29 protein-coding genes are annotated in these 18,865 nt (G+C 43.5%); 18 read left to right on the plus strand and 11 right to left on the minus strand.

Annotated features, from left to right (window positions below; all coding sequences use genetic code 11):
* The 5 genes from ACVA53_RS10255 to ACVA53_RS10275 all read left to right on the plus strand — a co-directional run.
* The coding region (locus tag ACVA53_RS10255; protein ID WP_446505038.1) for a rolling circle replication-associated protein at positions 1-1,545 on the plus strand (1,545 nt) is incomplete at its 5' end.
* 13 nt (positions 1,546-1,558) lie between these two features.
* Positions 1,559-1,726 carry a hypothetical protein gene (locus ACVA53_RS10260; protein ID WP_446505039.1) on the plus strand — a complete coding sequence of 56 codons (168 nt, stop codon included), beginning with the start codon at positions 1,559-1,561 and terminating at the stop codon, positions 1,724-1,726.
* The gene (locus ACVA53_RS10265) at positions 1,719-2,183 is read left to right on the plus strand and encodes a hypothetical protein (RefSeq protein WP_446505040.1); all 465 of its coding nucleotides are present in this window, start codon (positions 1,719-1,721) and stop codon (positions 2,181-2,183) included. Before ACVA53_RS10260 ends, ACVA53_RS10265 begins: the two co-directional genes overlap by 8 nt.
* A 24-nt stretch (positions 2,184-2,207) precedes the next feature.
* On the plus strand, positions 2,208-2,690 hold the full coding sequence (locus tag ACVA53_RS10270) for a hypothetical protein (RefSeq protein WP_446505041.1): 483 nt from the start codon (positions 2,208-2,210) through the stop codon (positions 2,688-2,690).
* 59 nt (positions 2,691-2,749) lie between these two features.
* A complete protein-coding gene (locus ACVA53_RS10275) occupies positions 2,750-3,352 on the plus strand; it encodes an ATP-binding protein (protein WP_446505099.1) in 603 nt (200 codons plus the stop codon).
* A gap of 33 nt (positions 3,353-3,385) precedes the next feature.
* Here the strand turns inward: ACVA53_RS10275 and ACVA53_RS10280 are convergent, their stop codons facing one another.
* Positions 3,386-4,234 carry a hypothetical protein gene (locus ACVA53_RS10280; RefSeq protein WP_446505042.1) on the minus strand — a complete coding sequence of 283 codons (849 nt, stop codon included), beginning with the start codon at positions 4,232-4,234 and terminating at the stop codon, positions 3,386-3,388.
* A 285-nt stretch (positions 4,235-4,519) separates the two neighbouring features.
* On the opposite strand from ACVA53_RS10280, the gene ACVA53_RS10285 reads away from it, so the two are divergent.
* The 5 genes from ACVA53_RS10285 to ACVA53_RS10305 are packed head-to-tail and all read left to right on the plus strand — an operon-like array spanning position 4,520 to position 6,415.
* A complete protein-coding gene (locus tag ACVA53_RS10285; RefSeq protein WP_446505043.1) occupies positions 4,520-5,353 on the plus strand; it encodes a major capsid protein P2 in 834 nt (277 codons plus the stop codon).
* 9 nt (positions 5,354-5,362) lie between these two features.
* Positions 5,363-5,638: a hypothetical protein gene (locus tag ACVA53_RS10290; RefSeq protein WP_446505044.1), complete on the plus strand. Its 276-nt coding sequence runs from the start codon at positions 5,363-5,365 to the stop codon at positions 5,636-5,638.
* Positions 5,638-5,790 carry a hypothetical protein gene (locus ACVA53_RS10295; RefSeq protein ID WP_446505045.1) on the plus strand — a complete coding sequence of 51 codons (153 nt, stop codon included), beginning with the start codon at positions 5,638-5,640 and terminating at the stop codon, positions 5,788-5,790. Before ACVA53_RS10290 ends, ACVA53_RS10295 begins: the two co-directional genes overlap by 1 nt.
* Positions 5,787-5,993 (plus strand): hypothetical protein, encoded by a 207-nt coding sequence (locus tag ACVA53_RS10300; RefSeq protein ID WP_446505046.1) that lies wholly within the window; start codon positions 5,787-5,789, stop codon positions 5,991-5,993. The genes ACVA53_RS10295 and ACVA53_RS10300 overlap by 4 nt, the downstream gene beginning before the upstream one ends.
* Positions 5,990-6,415 (plus strand): hypothetical protein, encoded by a 426-nt coding sequence (locus ACVA53_RS10305; RefSeq protein WP_446505047.1) that lies wholly within the window; start codon positions 5,990-5,992, stop codon positions 6,413-6,415. Before ACVA53_RS10300 ends, ACVA53_RS10305 begins: the two co-directional genes overlap by 4 nt.
* Here the strand turns inward: ACVA53_RS10305 and ACVA53_RS10310 are convergent.
* Positions 6,410-6,709, minus strand: coding sequence for a hypothetical protein (locus tag ACVA53_RS10310; RefSeq protein WP_446505048.1), 300 nt, complete (start codon positions 6,707-6,709; stop codon positions 6,410-6,412). The genes ACVA53_RS10305 and ACVA53_RS10310 overlap by 6 nt on opposite strands.
* Before the next feature lie 39 nt (positions 6,710-6,748).
* Between ACVA53_RS10310 and ACVA53_RS10315 the strand changes: the two genes are divergently transcribed.
* From ACVA53_RS10315 to ACVA53_RS10345, 7 genes are all read left to right on the plus strand, one after another.
* Positions 6,749-7,375 carry a chemotaxis protein gene (locus ACVA53_RS10315; protein WP_446505049.1) on the plus strand — a complete coding sequence of 209 codons (627 nt, stop codon included), beginning with the start codon at positions 6,749-6,751 and terminating at the stop codon, positions 7,373-7,375.
* Positions 7,372-8,148, plus strand: coding sequence for a hypothetical protein (locus tag ACVA53_RS10320; protein WP_446505050.1), 777 nt, complete (start codon positions 7,372-7,374; stop codon positions 8,146-8,148). The genes ACVA53_RS10315 and ACVA53_RS10320 overlap by 4 nt, the downstream gene beginning before the upstream one ends.
* Complete coding sequence (locus ACVA53_RS10325; RefSeq protein ID WP_446505051.1) at positions 8,145-9,251, plus strand: hypothetical protein; 1,107 nt, start codon at positions 8,145-8,147, stop codon at positions 9,249-9,251. Before ACVA53_RS10320 ends, ACVA53_RS10325 begins: the two co-directional genes overlap by 4 nt.
* Positions 9,248-9,766 (plus strand): virion protein, encoded by a 519-nt coding sequence (locus tag ACVA53_RS10330; RefSeq protein ID WP_446505052.1) that lies wholly within the window; start codon positions 9,248-9,250, stop codon positions 9,764-9,766. Before ACVA53_RS10325 ends, ACVA53_RS10330 begins: the two co-directional genes overlap by 4 nt.
* Before the next feature lie 94 nt (positions 9,767-9,860).
* Positions 9,861-10,076, plus strand: a complete 216-nt coding sequence (locus ACVA53_RS10335) for a hypothetical protein (RefSeq protein ID WP_446505053.1) — start codon at positions 9,861-9,863, stop codon at positions 10,074-10,076.
* Between the two features lie 9 nt (positions 10,077-10,085).
* Complete coding sequence (locus ACVA53_RS10340; RefSeq protein WP_446505054.1) at positions 10,086-10,244, plus strand: hypothetical protein; 159 nt, start codon at positions 10,086-10,088, stop codon at positions 10,242-10,244.
* Positions 10,245-10,274: 30 nt separating this feature from the next.
* Positions 10,275-11,066, plus strand: coding sequence for a hypothetical protein (locus tag ACVA53_RS10345; RefSeq protein WP_446505055.1), 792 nt, complete (start codon positions 10,275-10,277; stop codon positions 11,064-11,066).
* A gap of 37 nt (positions 11,067-11,103) precedes the next feature.
* Here ACVA53_RS10345 and ACVA53_RS10350 read toward each other — a convergent pair whose 3' ends face one another.
* Positions 11,104-11,589 carry a phage protein gene (locus ACVA53_RS10350; RefSeq protein ID WP_446505056.1) on the minus strand — a complete coding sequence of 162 codons (486 nt, stop codon included), beginning with the start codon at positions 11,587-11,589 and terminating at the stop codon, positions 11,104-11,106.
* Between the two features lie 558 nt (positions 11,590-12,147).
* Here ACVA53_RS10350 and ACVA53_RS10355 point away from each other — a divergent pair.
* A complete protein-coding gene (locus ACVA53_RS10355; protein ID WP_446505057.1) occupies positions 12,148-12,369 on the plus strand; it encodes a DUF3653 domain-containing protein in 222 nt (73 codons plus the stop codon).
* A gap of 121 nt (positions 12,370-12,490) precedes the next feature.
* On the opposite strand, the gene ACVA53_RS10360 is transcribed toward ACVA53_RS10355, so the two are convergent.
* From ACVA53_RS10360 to ACVA53_RS10395, 8 genes are all read right to left on the minus strand, one after another.
* Positions 12,491-13,126, minus strand: coding sequence for a hypothetical protein (locus tag ACVA53_RS10360; protein WP_446505058.1), 636 nt, complete (start codon positions 13,124-13,126; stop codon positions 12,491-12,493).
* Entirely contained in the window at positions 13,127-13,819 is a 693-nt protein-coding gene (locus tag ACVA53_RS10365) for a hypothetical protein (RefSeq protein ID WP_446505059.1), read from the minus strand. It abuts the gene before it with no gap.
* A 697-nt stretch (positions 13,820-14,516) separates the two neighbouring features.
* Positions 14,517-15,650: a zonular occludens toxin domain-containing protein gene (locus ACVA53_RS10370; RefSeq protein WP_446505060.1), complete on the minus strand. Its 1,134-nt coding sequence runs from the start codon at positions 15,648-15,650 to the stop codon at positions 14,517-14,519.
* 1 nt (position 15,651) lies between these two features.
* Positions 15,652-15,969 (minus strand): DUF2523 family protein, encoded by a 318-nt coding sequence (locus tag ACVA53_RS10375; protein WP_255040525.1) that lies wholly within the window; start codon positions 15,967-15,969, stop codon positions 15,652-15,654.
* 1 nt (position 15,970) lies between these two features.
* Positions 15,971-17,965: a hypothetical protein gene (locus ACVA53_RS10380; RefSeq protein ID WP_446505061.1), complete on the minus strand. Its 1,995-nt coding sequence runs from the start codon at positions 17,963-17,965 to the stop codon at positions 15,971-15,973.
* Between the two features lie 148 nt (positions 17,966-18,113).
* Positions 18,114-18,248, minus strand: coding sequence for a hypothetical protein (locus tag ACVA53_RS10385; protein WP_255040527.1), 135 nt, complete (start codon positions 18,246-18,248; stop codon positions 18,114-18,116).
* Between the two features lie 23 nt (positions 18,249-18,271).
* A complete protein-coding gene (locus tag ACVA53_RS10390) occupies positions 18,272-18,523 on the minus strand; it encodes a hypothetical protein (RefSeq protein WP_446505062.1) in 252 nt (83 codons plus the stop codon).
* A gap of 28 nt (positions 18,524-18,551) precedes the next feature.
* Entirely contained in the window at positions 18,552-18,854 is a 303-nt protein-coding gene (locus tag ACVA53_RS10395) for a hypothetical protein (protein WP_255040529.1), read from the minus strand.
* Between the last annotated feature and the right edge of the window lie 11 nt (positions 18,855-18,865).

Below are 18,865 nucleotides of genomic sequence, written 5' to 3' on the forward strand. Positions count from 1 at the left end.
CTCAACCAGTTTGCTCAACTTCACTACGTGAACACCAAAGCATTCGCCAAGCAAGGGCGTGAAATGTATGCCGAACCCATCCGCGAAGCGGCGGCACGAAGTGACGGAGACAATAGGCTTGTCCAAGGGCGCAAAAGTCCGACACACCAGAGAGTGGTTAATATATCCAGCCGTGTGGGCAGGCTACGTAAGGCACAGCGCCGTGATATCGAGTTGGAAAGCACCGAGTCCCACTACAACCATGACCGCCTGTATGATCTTCCTGACACGCCTGCTGACAAGCGCTTATCTTCCGTTCGTTTGATGCACCGTGAATGGTCAGGCAGTTTCCGAATTTTGCACCATACCCAAACCAGACCGGGCGATGCACCAGACCCACAAAGCGGTGAGCGCTACACCGAAAAACTAACCCAACGAGCAGTAACCAAAATTTTTGAATCGGGTGCGTATGTTGCCGCTTGCGAAGAAGGGTTTACCACCTTCCTGACTCTAACTTTCACCCCTGAGCAACGTAATGCCATCTTTGGTGGTGAAACCACGCTTGGCCGTGAAGTCTCGCGCTTTCTTGATGGCATCAAAAAGATGTTCCAGCGTGGCTGGCAAGGCATTGATGCAGAGGGCGAACCGTTTGAACTCGATGGCATTGCCGATCCGTTCCATTACATATGGGTAGCAGAGTGTCCGGCCAATGAAGACGGCGAACCTAATCCACACGTTCACCTGATCATGAATTGGAAAGTGGATAAGCAATATTTTCGCGCCTGGTCCGAACGATTAGAAGGTATTTGGGGTAACGGGTTTGCCCATTTGGAGCGGATCCGCCAACCCAAAGCGGCGGGTTCATACATCATCAAAGCTGTTGGCTATGCCGCCAAAGGCGAGAACGCCGACCAAGGGTTAATCAAAGGCAACCGCTATAACATTGCCCGCTGCAGTCGTGCCCCCGGTTGGGATTGTTTAGCTAATTTCGAAGCCCATAACATGGCCGCGATCATCAAAGAATGTGGCTATCGGTTGGAGCACTGGAAAAAGCCATTACAGCGCAGCCTTTACCGACTGGAAAAGCAAAAAGAACGCGCCATTAAGGCCAAAGCTATAGCGAAAAAAGCCCAACGACCCAAGGCCGCAATCCAAAAGCTCACAGCCTTAATTGCTCGGCTTGAAGGCCAACAACAAGTTATTAATAACCAAATCAAAGCGCGTGGTATTCACGCCAGTACCAAGAACCGTTTCTGTATGTCATTCGAAGGCGAACAGGCCGAAAACAAAGCCTATGATTTTCTGCTGTGGGCAGCAGGGGCCCGAGGGTGGTCCATGCAGTCCAAAGATGATGATCCCGATTACCACCAGAATGTTTCCGAAGCCCGAGCGATAGCCCAACAAGAGTACGGCCAACAGTACCAACGCTTTTTGCTTAAACAGGCTTATTGGGAATCAGTCTTGAATGACCCGCTTGCTCCAAACAGGGAAGAACCCACCGAACTCGATGTGTCAGCCGCTAAAGCTGATCTCGAATGGTATCAAAGTCAGCAACTAGCCGCGTAAAGGACGCTATCAAATGGATGAACTGAACCAAATCACAGACCAACTTAAAGATGAAGTAACCAAAGCGGCGAAAAACCCGTTCGCGGGCAAAGTGATGTCACCGCTCCGCTTGGTGCTGGTCTGGATGCAAGGCGTAAACAACAAACTCATGGAATTAGAGCAAAGGGGGAAGCATGGCTGAATCAATGCCCGTTCGTGCATCGGCCAACAAGGTCGAAGGGGTCAATCGGTGTGAGTGTGGCAATGTCCGTACCATCCACCGGGCAAGGGGAAAACGCTCTAAGTATCTGTATGCGATTTGTGACGACTGCGGAACCAACCAGCAAACCGGAAAATACTGGCAGTCACGGTTTGAGCTGCATTACCCAACGATTGAAGCATTGAATCAAGCCGAACAAACCGCGCCAGTAGTGGCATCGGAACCCGAAGCCGAGCCGATCGTTGAACCGGAATTAACCGAACTGGATGCTGACTTAGCAACCGAAACTGCGCAACCAGTAACCAAAGCTGAACCGCAACCAAGCCAAAGCGAACCCGAATCAGAAACCCAACCGGATGCAAAACCGTCCGGTTGGAAGTCAGTCATAGCGGGCGTGGTGCTTGGTGCTTTAACTGGCGGGATGATAGCCCGCTTTTAACCTAAACAAACCGAGAGAGTCGATATGGAAACCGAACAACTAGCCGCCAATGATGACGAGCTGAATAGCAATGAAGGGATTCAAACCCACAACGAGCAAGACGAGAAAGATTTCATCAACAGCCTAGATGAAGACTTTGATCCAGCCGTTGCCGATACCAAAGTGCAGCAACAAGAGATAGAAACCCAAGCCGCTGGCGCAATGGTGTTTGTGGGCTTGATGACTATCGAGCAGACCATGAAAACCATGGTGCACCATAACTTTGAATTTGACCCACAACAAGCTGAAAACGTATCACAGAAAATAGCACCGCTTATCGTGAAATACGGCGGTAATCCGCCACCATGGTTAGCTAAGTACATGGATGAAATCATGGCTGTTGCGGCCATTGGGATGCTTGGGCTGTCTAGCTATATGCAGGTGCGTAGCCTCAAGATTAAAGATGCTGAACTTGCCAAGAAAGCGAAGCAGGCCGCCAATGATGACCAGCAGCAGGAGGCCGCTTGAAACTACAACCTATCAACCAAAACAATGCGCTGAGTAATCATCATGTCTATGTGGTTGGTATGTCTGGCTGCGGGAAAACTTCCGCAGCCAAAAAGCTGTTTATCAAACCGACCGACCAAGTCGCTATCTTTGACCCACTTGGTGATTATGAAGGTAAATTGGCCGGGCGTCAGGTTCGCAGCTATGCCAGCTTGAAAGCCTTTGCCGCCGCTTTAATTGCTGGGCGTAAAACTAACCAAGGCTTTAAGATCGCTTACTACCCAAACCACGAAACCACCGAGGAAGATTTCGACAAATTCTGCATGGTGGTCTGGGGCATGGGGAACGGCAAGCACAAGAAACCATTAAAGGTGATCTGCGAAGAAGTGGCCGAGCATACCAACACCGCAGGCAAAGCAACGGGCTACCACGGCAAAATCTTGAGGCTAGGGCGTAAGTTTGGCCTGCATTCCATCAACATGTTCCAGCGTGGACAAGAGGTATCAAAGACCATCATTGATAACTGCCAGTTTGCCTGTGTGATGATGCAAAAGGCAGATGATAGTGCGCGATACTTGCAGCAGAAAACGGGGATACCAGCAGGTGTGATTATTGACCTAGAGAAGCTGGAGTATGTTTTGCAGGATGGGAAGTTGTGGAATAAAGATATAATATTTTGGTAATTAAATTATTAGTTTGGCTTAAATAAATGTCGTTTAACTCGTCTTAAAATCTGGGGTTAGAGATATAGGGTTGATAGAGTCAATTTGAAAGTAAATTGCTTTCTCTTTCCTTATTTTTTCTTCATGCTCTTTCATTTTCTTGAAGTGTTGATCTCTAGCTTCAATTTTACAGCTAAAATGATTTATGTATTTTTTGAAGCTATTTTCAGCTCTACTCATGTATTCTACGTATGTCATTTTAGGGTTAATTGGTATAGTTGAGTAATCAATATTTATATCATTGCCTGAAAGTAATAGATAAGTACTGGTTACTGAATAAATATCTTGAAGGGTGCTACATATTAGAGTTGATGCTTCATTGGTTGGGCACAAATCAATTATTTCACATGAGTAAACCCTCCTTATTACAGACTCTATATTGAAGAAAGAATCAGCAATTTGATCTATATCCAAATTTTCACCAATCTTATGGTTACGCATTTTCATGACCCAGTTTATCGAATGAATCTCTTCAAATTTCAACTTATGATTATCAAATCCAACTTTTTCATCACTAAAATTCATTGAAAAGCTACGTTCTACATTTATATTTTGATTGGGATTATCCGGTACGGATATTATCTCGGCATCATATTTATAATCTATAAAAATCATATTGGCCTCCTTGTGCACCACTTCATTGTATTTATCAAGAATGCCGTGGAAATAGCTATTTTTCTGTATTGAGTTTTGCTCGGATATGTATTTTAATTGCTGAACCGCCAAGAAAACACCTGTAACAATGGTAATGGTGTTGATTAATGAAAATAAAATTTCAAAATTTATTGATTGAAATGTGTTCTTTATTTTGTCTCTAACTTCTTTATGTTTTAAATGTGCCATAGCAAAAAATAAAATCTGATATTTTTTTAAGTTTAGATTTAAACCAAATTTTTACAAATCTTTAAGCCTATAGCCTTAGCGGGCTTTTTTGTGCTTGCCTTAAAACCAAATCACTTGCTTTCCTGATGGGGAATTTTGTTAACCAACAGAGAGCAAACATCATGAGTGCAAAAACTAAGGGCTATGTGATCACAGGTGTGATCGCGCTTTTTGTCGCTGGCGCGGTAGTCTGGGCATCAAATAACGTTGATGCCGTCGAAGACACAATTGGATAAGGGGAGCATTATGGAATTAGTGCAAACCCCATTCGCGCCACGTCCCAAAGAGCTAGACCCGGTCGAGGGAGTAGGTTGGGGCAACCGTGCGTCACTGCGTCTAGTCTCGGGCCCGACTTATCACAGCATTGAACTGGTCACGGATATTACCGATCCCACCGACATTGAACGTGTTGAAGTGTCATTGAACGGTTCGGCCAAAATCAATGTGACAGGCGAAACACTGGTTAAGCTGCAAGCCCACCGTAAGAACTACGCCCAAGACGGGCGCTATATCATTTCCTTTGGTGATGCCACGCTGCGTACAAAAATTGGTGTACGCCAAACCGATCTTGTCACCTTGGGTGGTGAAATTTGGTTTGTGTATATCACCCTCAAGTCAAAACCTGCCGGAACCACACCGCCAACTGTCCGTGCTCGTGCCCATGTACTGCCAGCGCAATCGGTGCGTTACTACATGCCGCGCATTTACGAACTAACTTGGTTTGCCTCGGCAACTGGTCGCACGCCGTTTGATTTCTCCGAGCGCAGTCCAGCACTGAACCTCAAGCGGATTCATTTCCTTGATAAGTCCGTTGATCGCGTTCGTGTACTGCGTGACAGCTTCGAAGAAATGAACGTCACCAAAGAAGATAACGCGTATGACTTGGCACAGGCCAAGAAAGAGCAAAACCCTGAATGGTTCAGCCTCGACTTCATCCGTTATGGCTTTGGTGCTGATGGCATGTTGAATACGGCCGCTCGTAGCCAGTTGGCTTTTGAGCTAGATAAGTCAGAGGTGGGCAGCGTACCGGTGATCATCGAAGCCGTTGAACAGGTGAACGCATTGCCGACCAAGGGCTAAGGAGGCGCAATGAGTCTACTTGATTCGGTAGGTGAAACACTGGGTGGAATTTGGGATACCGCCAGCGATGGTGGCGAAGCCTGGTTAAATTCTTGGTTTGATAACGAGGCCAACAAAGTGGCCTCGGCAGCACCGGAAGAAAACCGCACGCCACAACATCAAGAGCCTGCGCAACAGCCAACGGGCCAACCGATATATTCCATGATGCCGAGCAATACCCCCATGATATTGATGGGTGGCAGTGTTGCGTTGTTGGCCTTGGTCATTCTGCTTAGGGGGAAATAATGCCATTTCTATTTTGGCCGCTACTGGCGGGAACCGTTGGTTTTGCCACTGGCATGTTTACCAGCGAGAAAGTCGGGCGCACGGTGCGCATTCTGGCGGCGGTGATCATGGGGCTGTGGCTCTATGACATTGTGACAGGGAAGAAAGCATGATGAATATTCCCGGTTTAACCAACTCCGGCAGTATGCCAATTAATGCAGGCGGCGGTTCGGCGGGACCATCGGGTGTGCATAGCCAAAATGATTCGGCGTTGCGTGTCGGTGGGATCAGTATGGGTAGCAGTTCGTTGCCCAACTGGTTACTTGTTGGAATGGGTGCCGTTGCTTTGTGGTTTCTGATTAAAGGAGGGCGATGATGCACTTTCGATTAATTCGACCGTCGGCACCAGACTTTCACGCCCACTTGGAAAAAATCAAACCCGCGTTTGCAGGTTCTGATACCCCAAAAGCGGAATTTGATGATGTGAAATCAATGGTCTGTGCCAAGGAAGCCAGTTTTTACCTACTGACTGGCAAAGGGATCAAATTGTGGTTTATCAGCCGTATTCAAGACAACCGTTACCACATCATTGCAATGACCGGGAAAGGTTTGGTTGATGCTGCCAGCCATATTATCGAGCGCGTTGCCGAGTGTGGCTACTCGGCCATTTCTTATCATACCTACCGCAAAGGGATGCGCCGTATTTTGAGTACCTTTGGCTTTAAGCAGGTTGAACAACTCAGGGAGTTCAACGACACCAAGGAAACCGTCCATCAACTAGATATTGAGGGGTCATAAGATGGGTAAAGCTTCAGCAAGCAGCGCCAACAAAGTCGCGGCAACGAAAAAGCCAACAAACACCACGACAAGGCCAACAGCCAAAACACCGTCAGGGAGTAGCAGTGCTGAACGCCGCTCTCGTCGGTCAGGCAAACAACCGTCACGCGTTACCGCTCGACCTACAAACGGTAAAGCTCGCCGTCCAACGCTGGCCGAAAACTTACAGGGTAAATCTGGCGGTAGTGCGAGCAGCGGAGCAAAAAACGCACAAGGAAACTTGGCAAGGCGTGAAGGTGTTTCGGAACTACGCACAACTAGCCAAAGCAAAGCTAGTCGTTTACGGAGGTCTTGATGGGTAAGGGAGGAAAGAGCAAAAGCTCAAGCACCACCACCAACACCAACACTAGCGGTCAGAACGCCATCGACGGCGATAACCTTGGTGTATCAATTGCGGGCGTCAATGATTCCAATGTTAACGTTTCGATGACCATGACCGACCACGGCGCGATACAACGGGCTTCTGATTTGTCAGAGTTGGCACTGCTCAGTAATGCCGATGTGACCGAAGAAGCCCTTTGGGGGATGGCTGATGTCAGTGAGGCCGCGTTGGAAATGGGGGAACGGTCAGTCGATAAAGCCCTTGGCTTTGGACAGGACGCCATGGATGAAGCCATGAGTTTTGGCCGTGACTCGCTGGACGGAGCATTGTCATTCGGTAGTGAAGCCATGCAACTTAATGCCGAATTGAGCAACAACGCGATTGATGAAGTCAGTCAGGCACACCATGAGAACCTGCAAATGATTGCGGGACTGGCTGGCAACCAAGCCGCCCAAAACAGTGAGAGCTTATCAACACTGAAAGATTTGGCCGGGATGAAATCCGATGGCGGGCAAGTCGCCACCACCCGGCAAATGACCATTGTTGTTGGCTTGGTAATGACATTCATGGCGATCATGATGCTTGGAGGTAAACGATGAATTTTCACCAGATCATGCAACCGCGCCAGCGTTCGCAATTCCAAGCCGTGGGCGAGTTTCTGTATGTCGAGACGTGTACTGAATCGGTGTCGATTACTACCGAGCGCGGCGATTATCGCTTGAAGCAGGGTGCCCAAATTATTGACCCGCAATTATCAGGCCGCGTGACCGTTGAAAACATGGGCGAGGCGGGAGCAGTCACGATCATCTGTGGCTTTGGTCGATATATCCCGCCGACAGACGGCCAGCAAGTGTCTGTTACTCAAATGCCAACCGTGACCCTGTCACCTAACCAACAGGTGAATATTGGTCAGTTGCCACAAGTGGCTTTGGTCGATGGGCAGGCGGTTGTGGTGTCACAGCTACCCAAAGTACAGCTAGAGCCAAACCAGCCAGTGACCGTGTCACATCTCCCGGCTGTGTCGTTGTCTGAAGGGCAACAAGTCGAGGTAACGGCATTACCAAGGGTGAAATTTGAAAGCGGGCAAGCGGTTCGCGTTTATGCCACTACACCGATGCTAACCAAACCCGTTGGTGGTGAGAACATGGCGGTAAGTGTGTTGAGCATTACCGAAGGCATAGCCGATCTAACCGCTAATTCGTCACGCTGTCACGTTTTGCTAAAAGCCAGTTTAACCAACACCGATATCATTATGCTCGGTAATGGCTGGACCCTCGCAGCTGGCGAACAACTCAAACTTGAAACCACCGCAGCCTTGAGCTTTTCAGGCACCGACGGTGACACTATACAAATTATCGAGGTCACACGATGACAGAGAAGACATTAAAGGAACGTCTGCCCGTAGGAAGCCCCCGGAACAAAGTGGAATATCTGGCTGAAGAGTTTGAGAAAACAGCCAATGACTTGTATGGCCGTTTGCAGGATAAGGCGGTAAATCTGCTTTCTAACCCCAATTTTACTGAGTTTCTCACGAAGTACAGGCCATCTACGGTTGAAGCGAATACACTCACTACTACTAGCAATGTTCCAGATATATCTCGTGGTACTAAAAATGGTAGGGGGTCAACATTGCTCGCTCCATATTGGGCGGTTGACCATCAAGTAGATGAGTATCTAAGTTTTAATCACTACATTCAGAGAGGCGGTGATGAAATTAAGCCTCACCTAAACCCAGAATGTGGAGAGCTGCATCTTAGTGGTGATACGACGTTATATCAAATTCTAAATATTCCGCTTGGTGGTTCTCTTCACAATGAGGTTAAAGCTAGGGTATCACTCTTTAATCTATCACCTGGGACTAAAATCACGGTGGGAGTGAGAGATATTAACCTTGAGTATAAAGGACCGTTCTTAGACGGTAATGTTTTCCATTGGTCTGAAACGATAGAATATAACGATGAGTTTGTCGCTGACACTCCTAAAACCTTTGATTTTGAACCGTTCTTTGTTGGCTACTATGGGTGGTGGTTCAATCCAACAAAGGTCTTTTATATCAGAATAGAAAACCCTAGTTCTAGGCGATGTGCTATTGAAAGTGCTCAACTTTGGCACTCTAAAATTTATGGGGATTCCCCAGGCGACTTTACTCATAATCATGCCCCAAATGCTTATTACGACTTTCCAGCAGAAAGCCCGATTGATGATTTTTACGACTTACCTATAGAGTTACTGGGTAATAACAAAATAAGGTTTTCTCGTTCAAGGCCAATAGATGCGCCCTATGGTCTTCTGCACCATATGATATTCACTGGAGAGAGGTATGACTCTGAATTTAGAGTGCTTGAAATTGATCCTTTGAGTGTAACGATACAGATTAACTCTGAACAGTATGAGCACTATCGAGAGCATGGAGACCATATCCTTTATTGCTGCCAGTACAGCAAAATGCCTGTAGGGCTTGGGTTCTACGAATGAAATGGCTGATAGCACTTGCCATGGTGCTGTTATGGCTTAATAGCCGCAAAGGGCTGGTTGTTTCCAATAACCAGCCAAGCCAACCATCAAATAACACAGGGATGAATGAAGATATGACCACCGGAATGCCACGGGGTATCCGTAATAACAACCCACTGAATATCGAGTACAGCAAGCACAACAACTGGCGCGGCCAAGTATCCAGCGATGGCCGATTTGTGATTTTTGAAGATGATAAATGGGGCTTCCGTGCGGCGGCCCGTATCTTGCGCAGCTACCAGAAACGCGGGATCACCACCATTAACGACATCATCCAGACATTCGCACCAAGTCATGAAAACGACAGTGATCATTACGCCAACATGGTGGCGACTTGGACGGGTTACGACAAGTACCAGGCACTTGATGCGACCAACGATAACACCGCCGCCGTGCTGATTCAGGCCATGGCACGTATGGAAGTCGGCCGCCAATATCCAATTCATGAAGTTATCGAAGGAGTGGCACTGGCATGACGACAAAGAAAGCTGCTACTTCGGTAGCAATCAGTGTTGCAGGCGTGATTATCGGCGCATACACACTCAAATTTCTACGTAAAAAAGGATGGTTATGATTGATTTGAAACGGGTGATTAACCTTGAAGAGACAAGCACTAAAACGGGTTTGATGTTACTAGGCAGTGCAGCCGTAGGTTTGCTGACTGGCAATAGCGAACTAGTTACCGTGACCATTGGTGAATCCGGTGCGCAATTGGGCGGTACAATCCCGGTCATTGCCGCCATGCTTATCGGCTTATTCGACACGGTTCGAAAGGAAAAAGGTTAGGGGGCTTGGATGGATGTTTATCAAACGGTGCTTGTAGCTGCGGCAACAGGTTTTTTTTCCGCATTTGGGACTGGAATAGCGATGAAGACGGATATTTCTTGGATAAAGAATATTATTAAGTATCATGAACATAGACTGACAATATTAGAAAAAAAGAAAGAGCATTAGACATGTTCTTTCTTGCTTAAAGGAACTGTAATGACTGAAATGAACAACGTAACAGTTGCTAAAAGAATACAAATTACCGATGGAGTTCAGGTGATTTATTTTACTCTACTAGCATATTTTTGTATAGGTGCATATGAGTATGGTTACTTGAGCTTTTATGGTGTGCCTTTTGACTTCTTTGAAATAAACACTTCAACCTTGATAAAATCAGGAATTAGCATTACTTTATTAGCAATTCCAATCATTATTCTTATTAACTCAATATCTTTGATGATTGCACTTTTAATAAAATCCAAAACAGTTATGATTGTTATTATTTATCATGTTTTTTGTTTGGTTTTTGTCGCTGTCTTAATCTTCAGCTTTGGATTTACCTTAATAACAACCCTTATATCTATACTTGTTTTAATGGAGGTTGTTATTGATATAATCTTACCTTTACTTAATTCAAGCGCTGGTGACTCTCCAGAAAAAAAGATTAAAAATCATATACATAGAAAGAGGATTGGAGGTCATAGCTTTTTTAGTATTTTGTTCAACAATAAAGCGGGCAATTACTTCATGCTAATGTTCCTCATTATAACAATTAGTATTTTACCTTCTTTTGGATTGGGGTATTATAATGCCAAAGAGCTTGATTACTACCCAACAATTAAAGGTGATACTATAGTTATAAAAACTTATGGTAATAGATCAATAACAACGAAGGTTGATGAAAACAATAATTTATCACCAACATTTAAAATACTTAACTTACAAGATAAGAAAGTAACCATGAAAAGAATAGGAAAATTAAAAAAAACAAAGTATGAATTCAAATAAGCCCGCAATCGCGGGCTTTTTTACGCCTAAACAGAGGCTAGGGAGCTGATGCTTGTTGTTTCTTGGCGTCAGCTTTTTCCTTGGCTCTACGGTAGGCTTTCTTTTTGTCTTTGGTGATCGTTTCTTCCCGAGGTTGTTTCAAGCGTCGGCCACCACGGAACGGCAATGGTGTAACCACGTTGGTTCGCACCGGGACATAGTCCAATTCATACATTCGGCTTAACGCATGGTAGCGATCATAACGTATGGCCCAAGAGTCCAACTCTTTGGGACTGAATTGGCGACCCTCGGGAGTAATGATGATGCAGCGATCTTCATCAACCCGAAAACCTTGCCAGCGGGTATCATCGGGCAGATAGCCACGGGCACGGATCAACAGGAGTTTTTCGGCCATCGGGTTTACGTCAATTTTTCCCGTAAGCCATCGTTTGACGGTGATTGGCCGGACGTGAAACCACGCGGAAGCCTCAGCAATGTTATCGAAGTGACGCCAGAACAGCTTGACGAAGGATTCATGTAGCATGATGTGCCTCGCAAAATTTATCGTTTATAAAAGTTATTTCCGATTAATCAAACGCTGATTGATAGAGCACGCCGATAAAACCTAGCCAACAAGAGCAATCGAACGAAACCGAACGTTTGTGAGTGTAGGAAGCTATCGAATGATGAGCGAGATAAAAAGCAGGTGGTTTCAATTTAATTAACTGTTTCCAAAGCATTTTAAATCTCCTAGAATAGAAGTTTCGAGTTTGACTCATTAGGAGCAGAAACCTCATGAACTATGTTAATAAAACACCCTTCAGTACGCATTATGATTGCGTTATGTTAAACAACGTAACTCTATGTAAGCCGCTGTAACCCTCTGAAAACGTGATATTCGTTCAGTTTAATATGATATTTTTCAAACAAGGAAAGTTGTAAAAGTGTCATGGTGTCCAAAAAATTAACGAACAATTACATTTTCAGGAAATTTACTTGCGGATTAAGCAAAAAAGAAACCGCAGAATTATGTTTTAAAACTGTGAGGACGGTCACTCGATGGGATGGGGGTCAAGAGATTCCACCTGAATGTAAACGGCTAATGAAAATTTATGCAGGCAGGGAATTAGGCGTGTTAGATGAAGGATGGAACGGTTGGAAGATGAACAAGGAAAAGTTAGTCATACCCGGCGGATGGAGTGTATCACCCGATAGAATCATAGCCGGAAACGCACTATTAGAAATCAATGCCGATACCGACAGAAAGAACATGGTCAAAATAATCAGGGTAGCGCGACAACTCAAAAAGCTACCTAGAGCATAAAGCAACAAAAGCCCCGATTAAAAGGGGCTAATTCATTGTTGAACCTCGATACCTCACCACGCTGTAGGGCATGACGAACACTTAACCTTTCACCCCGTATTACTAGACGGGGTAGGAAAGACTATCGCTCTTGCAATAAAGAAACCTTATTATTGAATAGCTTGATCTCATCAGAGTTATTAAGGGTAGAACGCTTAATATTTTCTACTGAAGACTTAACAAGTTTGAACTCATTATTGATTGAATCCAAATTATTTTGAATAACTACTACGTCTGTAACTAGTGGTGATAATTTATCCAAATCAGAATTTAAACTAGTCATTGAATTAGAGTTTTTATTGAGAACAATACTTACCTTATGAATATTACTATTAACTTCTTTGAATTCATTATATAAAAAAACAAATAGAGCAAAAGCAGCTATGATTATCGCAACGGAACCTTTAACTAAATCTGAGTAAGCAATTTTAGAATCTAACTCAGATTTTAATGTGGCATGTTCACTATTTAACTGGTCATTAACTTTTCTTATTGCTGATATATCACTCTCTAAAATACTAACTTTCTCTCTAGATTCCTGATTTGACTGGTTTATCCAACTAATTAAAAGCTCTTCTGTGTTATTGCTTTGTGTGTTTTCAGGGTTAGTAGAAGTTCGAGAATCTGAAGCATTACTCGAAACATCAGTAACTTGATTAGGGTTTGTCGTTAGACTATTAGCTATTCCTTTTATAATTCCCACATAATTAGGATCCATTTATAAAGCCTCGACAAAATTATTCTCAGTTAACAGGGCTATACTTTGGTTAACCATTTGCTTCAAACTCTCAACATCTAAAGGCATAGGTTTACCATCTACTCTATGATTAATATCCTTTTGAATAATAATTGCTGGATGGAGCGTATTATTTAATAGATAGCCACCATTACTCAAGTTCACAATATCATTACAATATAATCCAGCATACTCTCTTGGAGTATTCCTTCTAATTTGTAGTTCAACGGTTTCATCATTTGTTGATTTCATTTGACTATCTTGCAATAGTTTAATTGGATTTGAATCAAAATAACCAAAATCACCAACAACTCCTGCTCGTGAAATACGAACAGTTGTCTCATTATAGACATATTCTATTAACGCATTAGCATATTTCCTAAATTCACTATGAAGGACATCAAATTTGTATTGTCCAAAGCAAGCCGCATGATTTATATAAAAGTCAATTCGAGTTTGAGACACATCACATTGAAATAGCCCATTTTTTGATGTGAATTTAATAACAGGATAATTATCAATTTCAACCCCTGTTGGGAGAGGTTGCATAACAGGCATTGTATCAAATGCATCAATTGTTCTATCTAAATTGTAAAAATCACGATCGGGACGAGTCAAAACTTCCGAGAAAAAAAGAGCGATTTGAAATTTTAAGATGTTAGATCTGATTGTCATAAAAATTACCTGTCAAAATGTACTTATTATACTCATTACGTTAAATAGCTGATTTTACGTTAAAAAACAGCGACTTCAGCCACAAAACGCCATAATGCAATCAATTGTACAACTTACAGCATACAAATCCATACCAAAATGACTTGAAAGTTAGCCACATAATCTAGCCGTATTCACTATCCAAAAAAGCACGACTCGTTTAAGCGATGTTTTGCACTGGAATGTCTAAAATACACGATTTATACTAATACTGTGTTTTTATACAGTATCGGTCTCTATGGGTAAGCCACGGCTATATAGCCACATCCTTAAAGAACAGCATCCAGATTTACTTGAGCTTTGTAATTCCTATTGCGGTAGGGGCTTGATTCGCTATGACGTACGTCGAAGAACATACTGTTGTGTGCGCTGCAAAAAGGCATGGGTTAAGCCGGAACCGTCATTTAATTACTTCAAACTCTGATTTAGCACTTTGCTGATGGTTCTGCTTGGGCCTAGCAGGAAGGAGGTTTCGGGCTACCTGTCAATAATGTGGGTAGCTCCGCATGGTGTGTTCAGTTGGCTCGGAATGTTCATTTGCGGTGCTGAATAGCACAAAGGGCAGGGAAGCCATGTCATCGTTTATCATGCGCAAATACTTTGCTTGGATGGTAACATGCCCCTCCCCGCAGGCGGGGACCCCTCCCGTTACCCCCAATCACATTGGCATGAAACTAGGAATAATATCATCAGGCTGGTAATCCTGATTATTTGAACAAACAACAAGAGATTCAAACGATTCATATTGAAGACTATACAAACACTCCCCAAGCCGTCTAAAGGTATACCCCAAACGCCGAAGCTCCGACGAATTCAATTCAAATTGACGAATGTTTTTCTGGAATGCCACCAAATAAACACGGTCAAACGACAAATCCAAATCAAAATGACGGTCTGACTTCATTGCAATCTGTTTGGCAAACCCAGTGACAAACAATGAATAATCCGCCAAAGGGTGCGTTAAATTAGACTTGGCCTTAGAGGGTGCAGGAGCCACAGGGGGAGGTGTGACGGAATGATTGACAGGTTGTATTACCTCAACATGTTCTAGCTCTTCTATTGGGGCCTCATCCACTGACAGCGGATTTTTAATCTTACCCGTTGCCAGCATACCCAAAACAAACAAAAAACAAATACCAGCCCCGATAAAGCTCCAATGTTGCCATAACGGTTTAACATCACTTGCCATTGCCTCTTTGACCGCCGTGTTGGAAGCCGTATGCGATTGATAAAAGGGAAAATAGGATTTCTTGTATTTACGGATGTTAGTATTGACCACCTCACCACGACAGCCGTCTTTGACTTTTTGAGTGTATGTTTCATTACTTCCTAACGCCGTATTCTTGGAGCAGCGATAAACAAGCTGGACCATGTCACGCACATCTTTATGTAATTTACGGTCTGACTGGGTAATCAAAATAACGTCAATACCATAGTGCCGGTGCAAACTCAAAAATTCCAACACCTCAACAGGGGAACGGCCACACGGCAATACCATGTGTGCCTCATCCACCACAACAAGCACACCTTGGCCCTTGTCATTTTTCCATTCATCCTGATAATCATCGGGCCTACTGAAAGAGCGATTGATATTACCAAAATCATCGAGTTGGGTATCAATGATGCGGATTAACGCCCGTACATCCTCACCAAACACCTGTACAAAATGGTCAATGTTCAAGGGGAGGTTGGTCACAACCTTGCGGCCAGATTGCACCGCTGGAATAATATGAAAAACCACCGCCTCGTAACTTTTGCCGCCACCTGGTCTACCGACGATTAAATTAATCATATCAAGACCCCAACCGAACGAACGGAATTAACTGGAGAATCAAACGGATTGTAATCGCCGTGATAATTATCCCTAATGCTTGCGGTAATCCAATTTGCCCCAACACCCAAGACACCGAAGGAGGGAATCCAGTCATGTACTCGGATAAGTCCACCGGAGCCAACATATCAGATATAAGCGAAATTAACCCCTTACCCACAACCAATAATTGCTCAAGAATGAAATACACAGAATCAATCAGCATATCAACCAGCGATAAAACCAATTTATACAAAAAATCCAGCAGTATATTAAATAAGTCTACAATCCAATCAAACATATTAACCCCCAAACACTAACGCACGAGATAAAATAGCCGCACCGAACATGATACATAACCGGACAAACAGCCAAATATCAGGGCCAATATCAAAGCTATGACGACCAAAGTTGCCCATCTTGCCTAAATCAAATTGCAATTCAAAATCAGGGGGGGACGCGTTACCCACATCAACATTAAACTGGTCAAGGAACGCAAAATAATCACCAGAACGCAATTCATCGGTAAATTCTTGCATAACACCAGCTATGCCTTGCGGATATTTCGATGAGTAAAAACCGCGACATGCATCATCTTGAAAACAAGGAACCGTACCAGCACCACCAATATCAAGATTTTGCAAAGCATATTGACCATCAGCGATACCATCCAAAGTATCACCAATACCAACCAACTCATCATTAACCATGCCTAGCTGGTCAATCAATTCACCGTCAGAAAAATCAAGATTATTTATCGCCGCTAACAGCTCATCAGATTGCGCATTACGTTGTTGCTCATTGGCTAGCAATGTTTCATTTATATTATCCAGATTATCATTTGATATAACTTGATTATCACCAAGCCCCTTGGTTAACTCAGCAATATTTTCTAAACCATCCAAAGATTGATTAGCCAGCATTTCACGTTGTTTAAAATCTTCTACAGCCTGATTTACCAACATCATATTATCTTCATGTATTGATTGCGTCATATCAGTAATAGACGTATCAATATTTGAAAATTGGTTATATTGATGGTCGAAATGAGTAAGATAATCAGATTGCATTTCACGCAACACCGCTAATTCTTGGTCAGTGAAATTAGCCATATGCTCTAAATAATTATTGGATGAATCCGCAGTATCAACATACTTATTATAAAGGGCCAATTGCTCAGAAAGGGTGGCATTTATTTCTGTATCTATATCAAGCAACTTATTAATATCAATGCTCAATTTATTGCCTGTTGCCTCATTAGAAGATTGAAGAGAAGATAAACCCTCACGATTAGACGACGATAGATTATTAATTCTTGTTGCCGTTGATGCTGTATTTCCTTCAATATCCAATAAGCTCCCCCCAAGACCACGAGTAGCTGATTCAATATTATCTAACCCAGATGATAAATTATTAATACTATTAATTGTCTGTGAGGTATTGGTTTCTATATCACCCAAATAACCCCCAAGCCCGTTAGTTGACTCAAGAATATTAGCAAATGCATCTTGATTGGTTGACTTCACATCCAATATAGCGGCATTAAGTTCAGACGAATTGGTATTAATTAACCCTTCCAAGTTAGAAATACCACTTAATACAGATGATAAATCACCGGAACCGTCACCCGTACCACCGCCGTCACCCGTACCACCGCCATCACCTGTACCACCGCCGTCACCTGTACCACCGCCGTCACCACCGTCACCACCGTCACCACCGTCACCGCCGTCACCGCCGTCACCGCCGTCACCGCCGTCACCGCCGTCACCGCCGTCACCGCCGTCACCGCCGTCATCAGTATCCCTAATATCACAAATAGTATGAATTACTGATGTTGCAACCTCACAATACGCTTCATTTATGACCACCTCTTGATTTTCTCCAGCCGAATCACTACAAGCCTGTTTAGCTTGTTGTTCAGCATTATACGCCTCAGCACTATTACAATAATTTGAATCTATATCCTCATCTTGCCAAAACCGATTAAAACCATAAGCAACAAAGTCAATTTTCAAGCCAGTAGTAGTACTAATAACATCACAATAGAGATCCAAATTTGATTGGCGATAATGACAATTTTGGTAAACTTTCGTATCACTCTTACTCATACCATTGGCACAAGCAGCATTAGAAGCAAAATAATATTCAGTTTCCAACTCTCGACCAATACATTGTTCCCACGAAGAAACACCCGGATATCCTGAAGTACGTAATTGATATAGATAGTATCCAGCATTAGCGGAATAAGAAGAAATTAACAACATAATGGATATTACAAATATAAATACACGCATAATCATCCTTGATAAAAAAAGGCGACCGAAGCCGCCTTATATATTTACCGTTTTATCACCGCCAACCTTGCAAGACGGCATAACCGGATATTGCCCCAATCAATGACCAGACAGTTATAATTAAATCATGCAAAAGGGGAACCATATATTAAGCCTTGTTAACGGCACGCTTGGCAAGGGTAATTCCTTTAAACGCCATAGCAATACCAATAATAACAACACCCGTTGTACCAACAAAGGTCGCAACACTTGCCAAATCAACAGCAGCAAAAATCTCAGTCATAATTGTAATCTCCGTTTAACAAATTAAAGTTTGCGAATCAATTTTTTCGCAATACCGACAGGATAGGCAGCAAAATAACCAAAGATGATAATTGCAGCAAAACCATAACCAAATGCCTCTGTTATTTCTTCTGCTGTTATTTCAAAATCGGCTATATAGCTGTCATAGTTCGAGCTACTAACTAACACATAACTAGTACACTCTGATAAATCTTGAGGAGTGACGAACAAATAACCTTGCTCGCTAATGTCAACACAGATATCATCCTTTGGCATGAGACACACCCCCAATAAACAATTTCAGTTATTCCTTAAAATCCACAACAACATTTCGAGTTGGATTTTGCGGGTCAGGCTCTAATACAAGTTGAAGCTGGATAGGATAGGAGAGTCCCGCAAATTGTGCATACAGGTTTTGATTAAACACCATTGGAATTTGTTTTTCCTGCATACCGCAACGCTGGATATTGTGGTCATCATTTTGAAATGATTCAGCAGCAGCAAGATACATCACATTGGCCATTTGATAAGGCTTAGGGGAGCCCGATTTTTTAGAGATACCCGAGCCAAGTACAGAACCCGTTACCATTACCGTTAATGTTGTCATTGTCGATTTCC

This window comes from Photobacterium sp. DNB23_23_1, assembly GCF_052873815.1.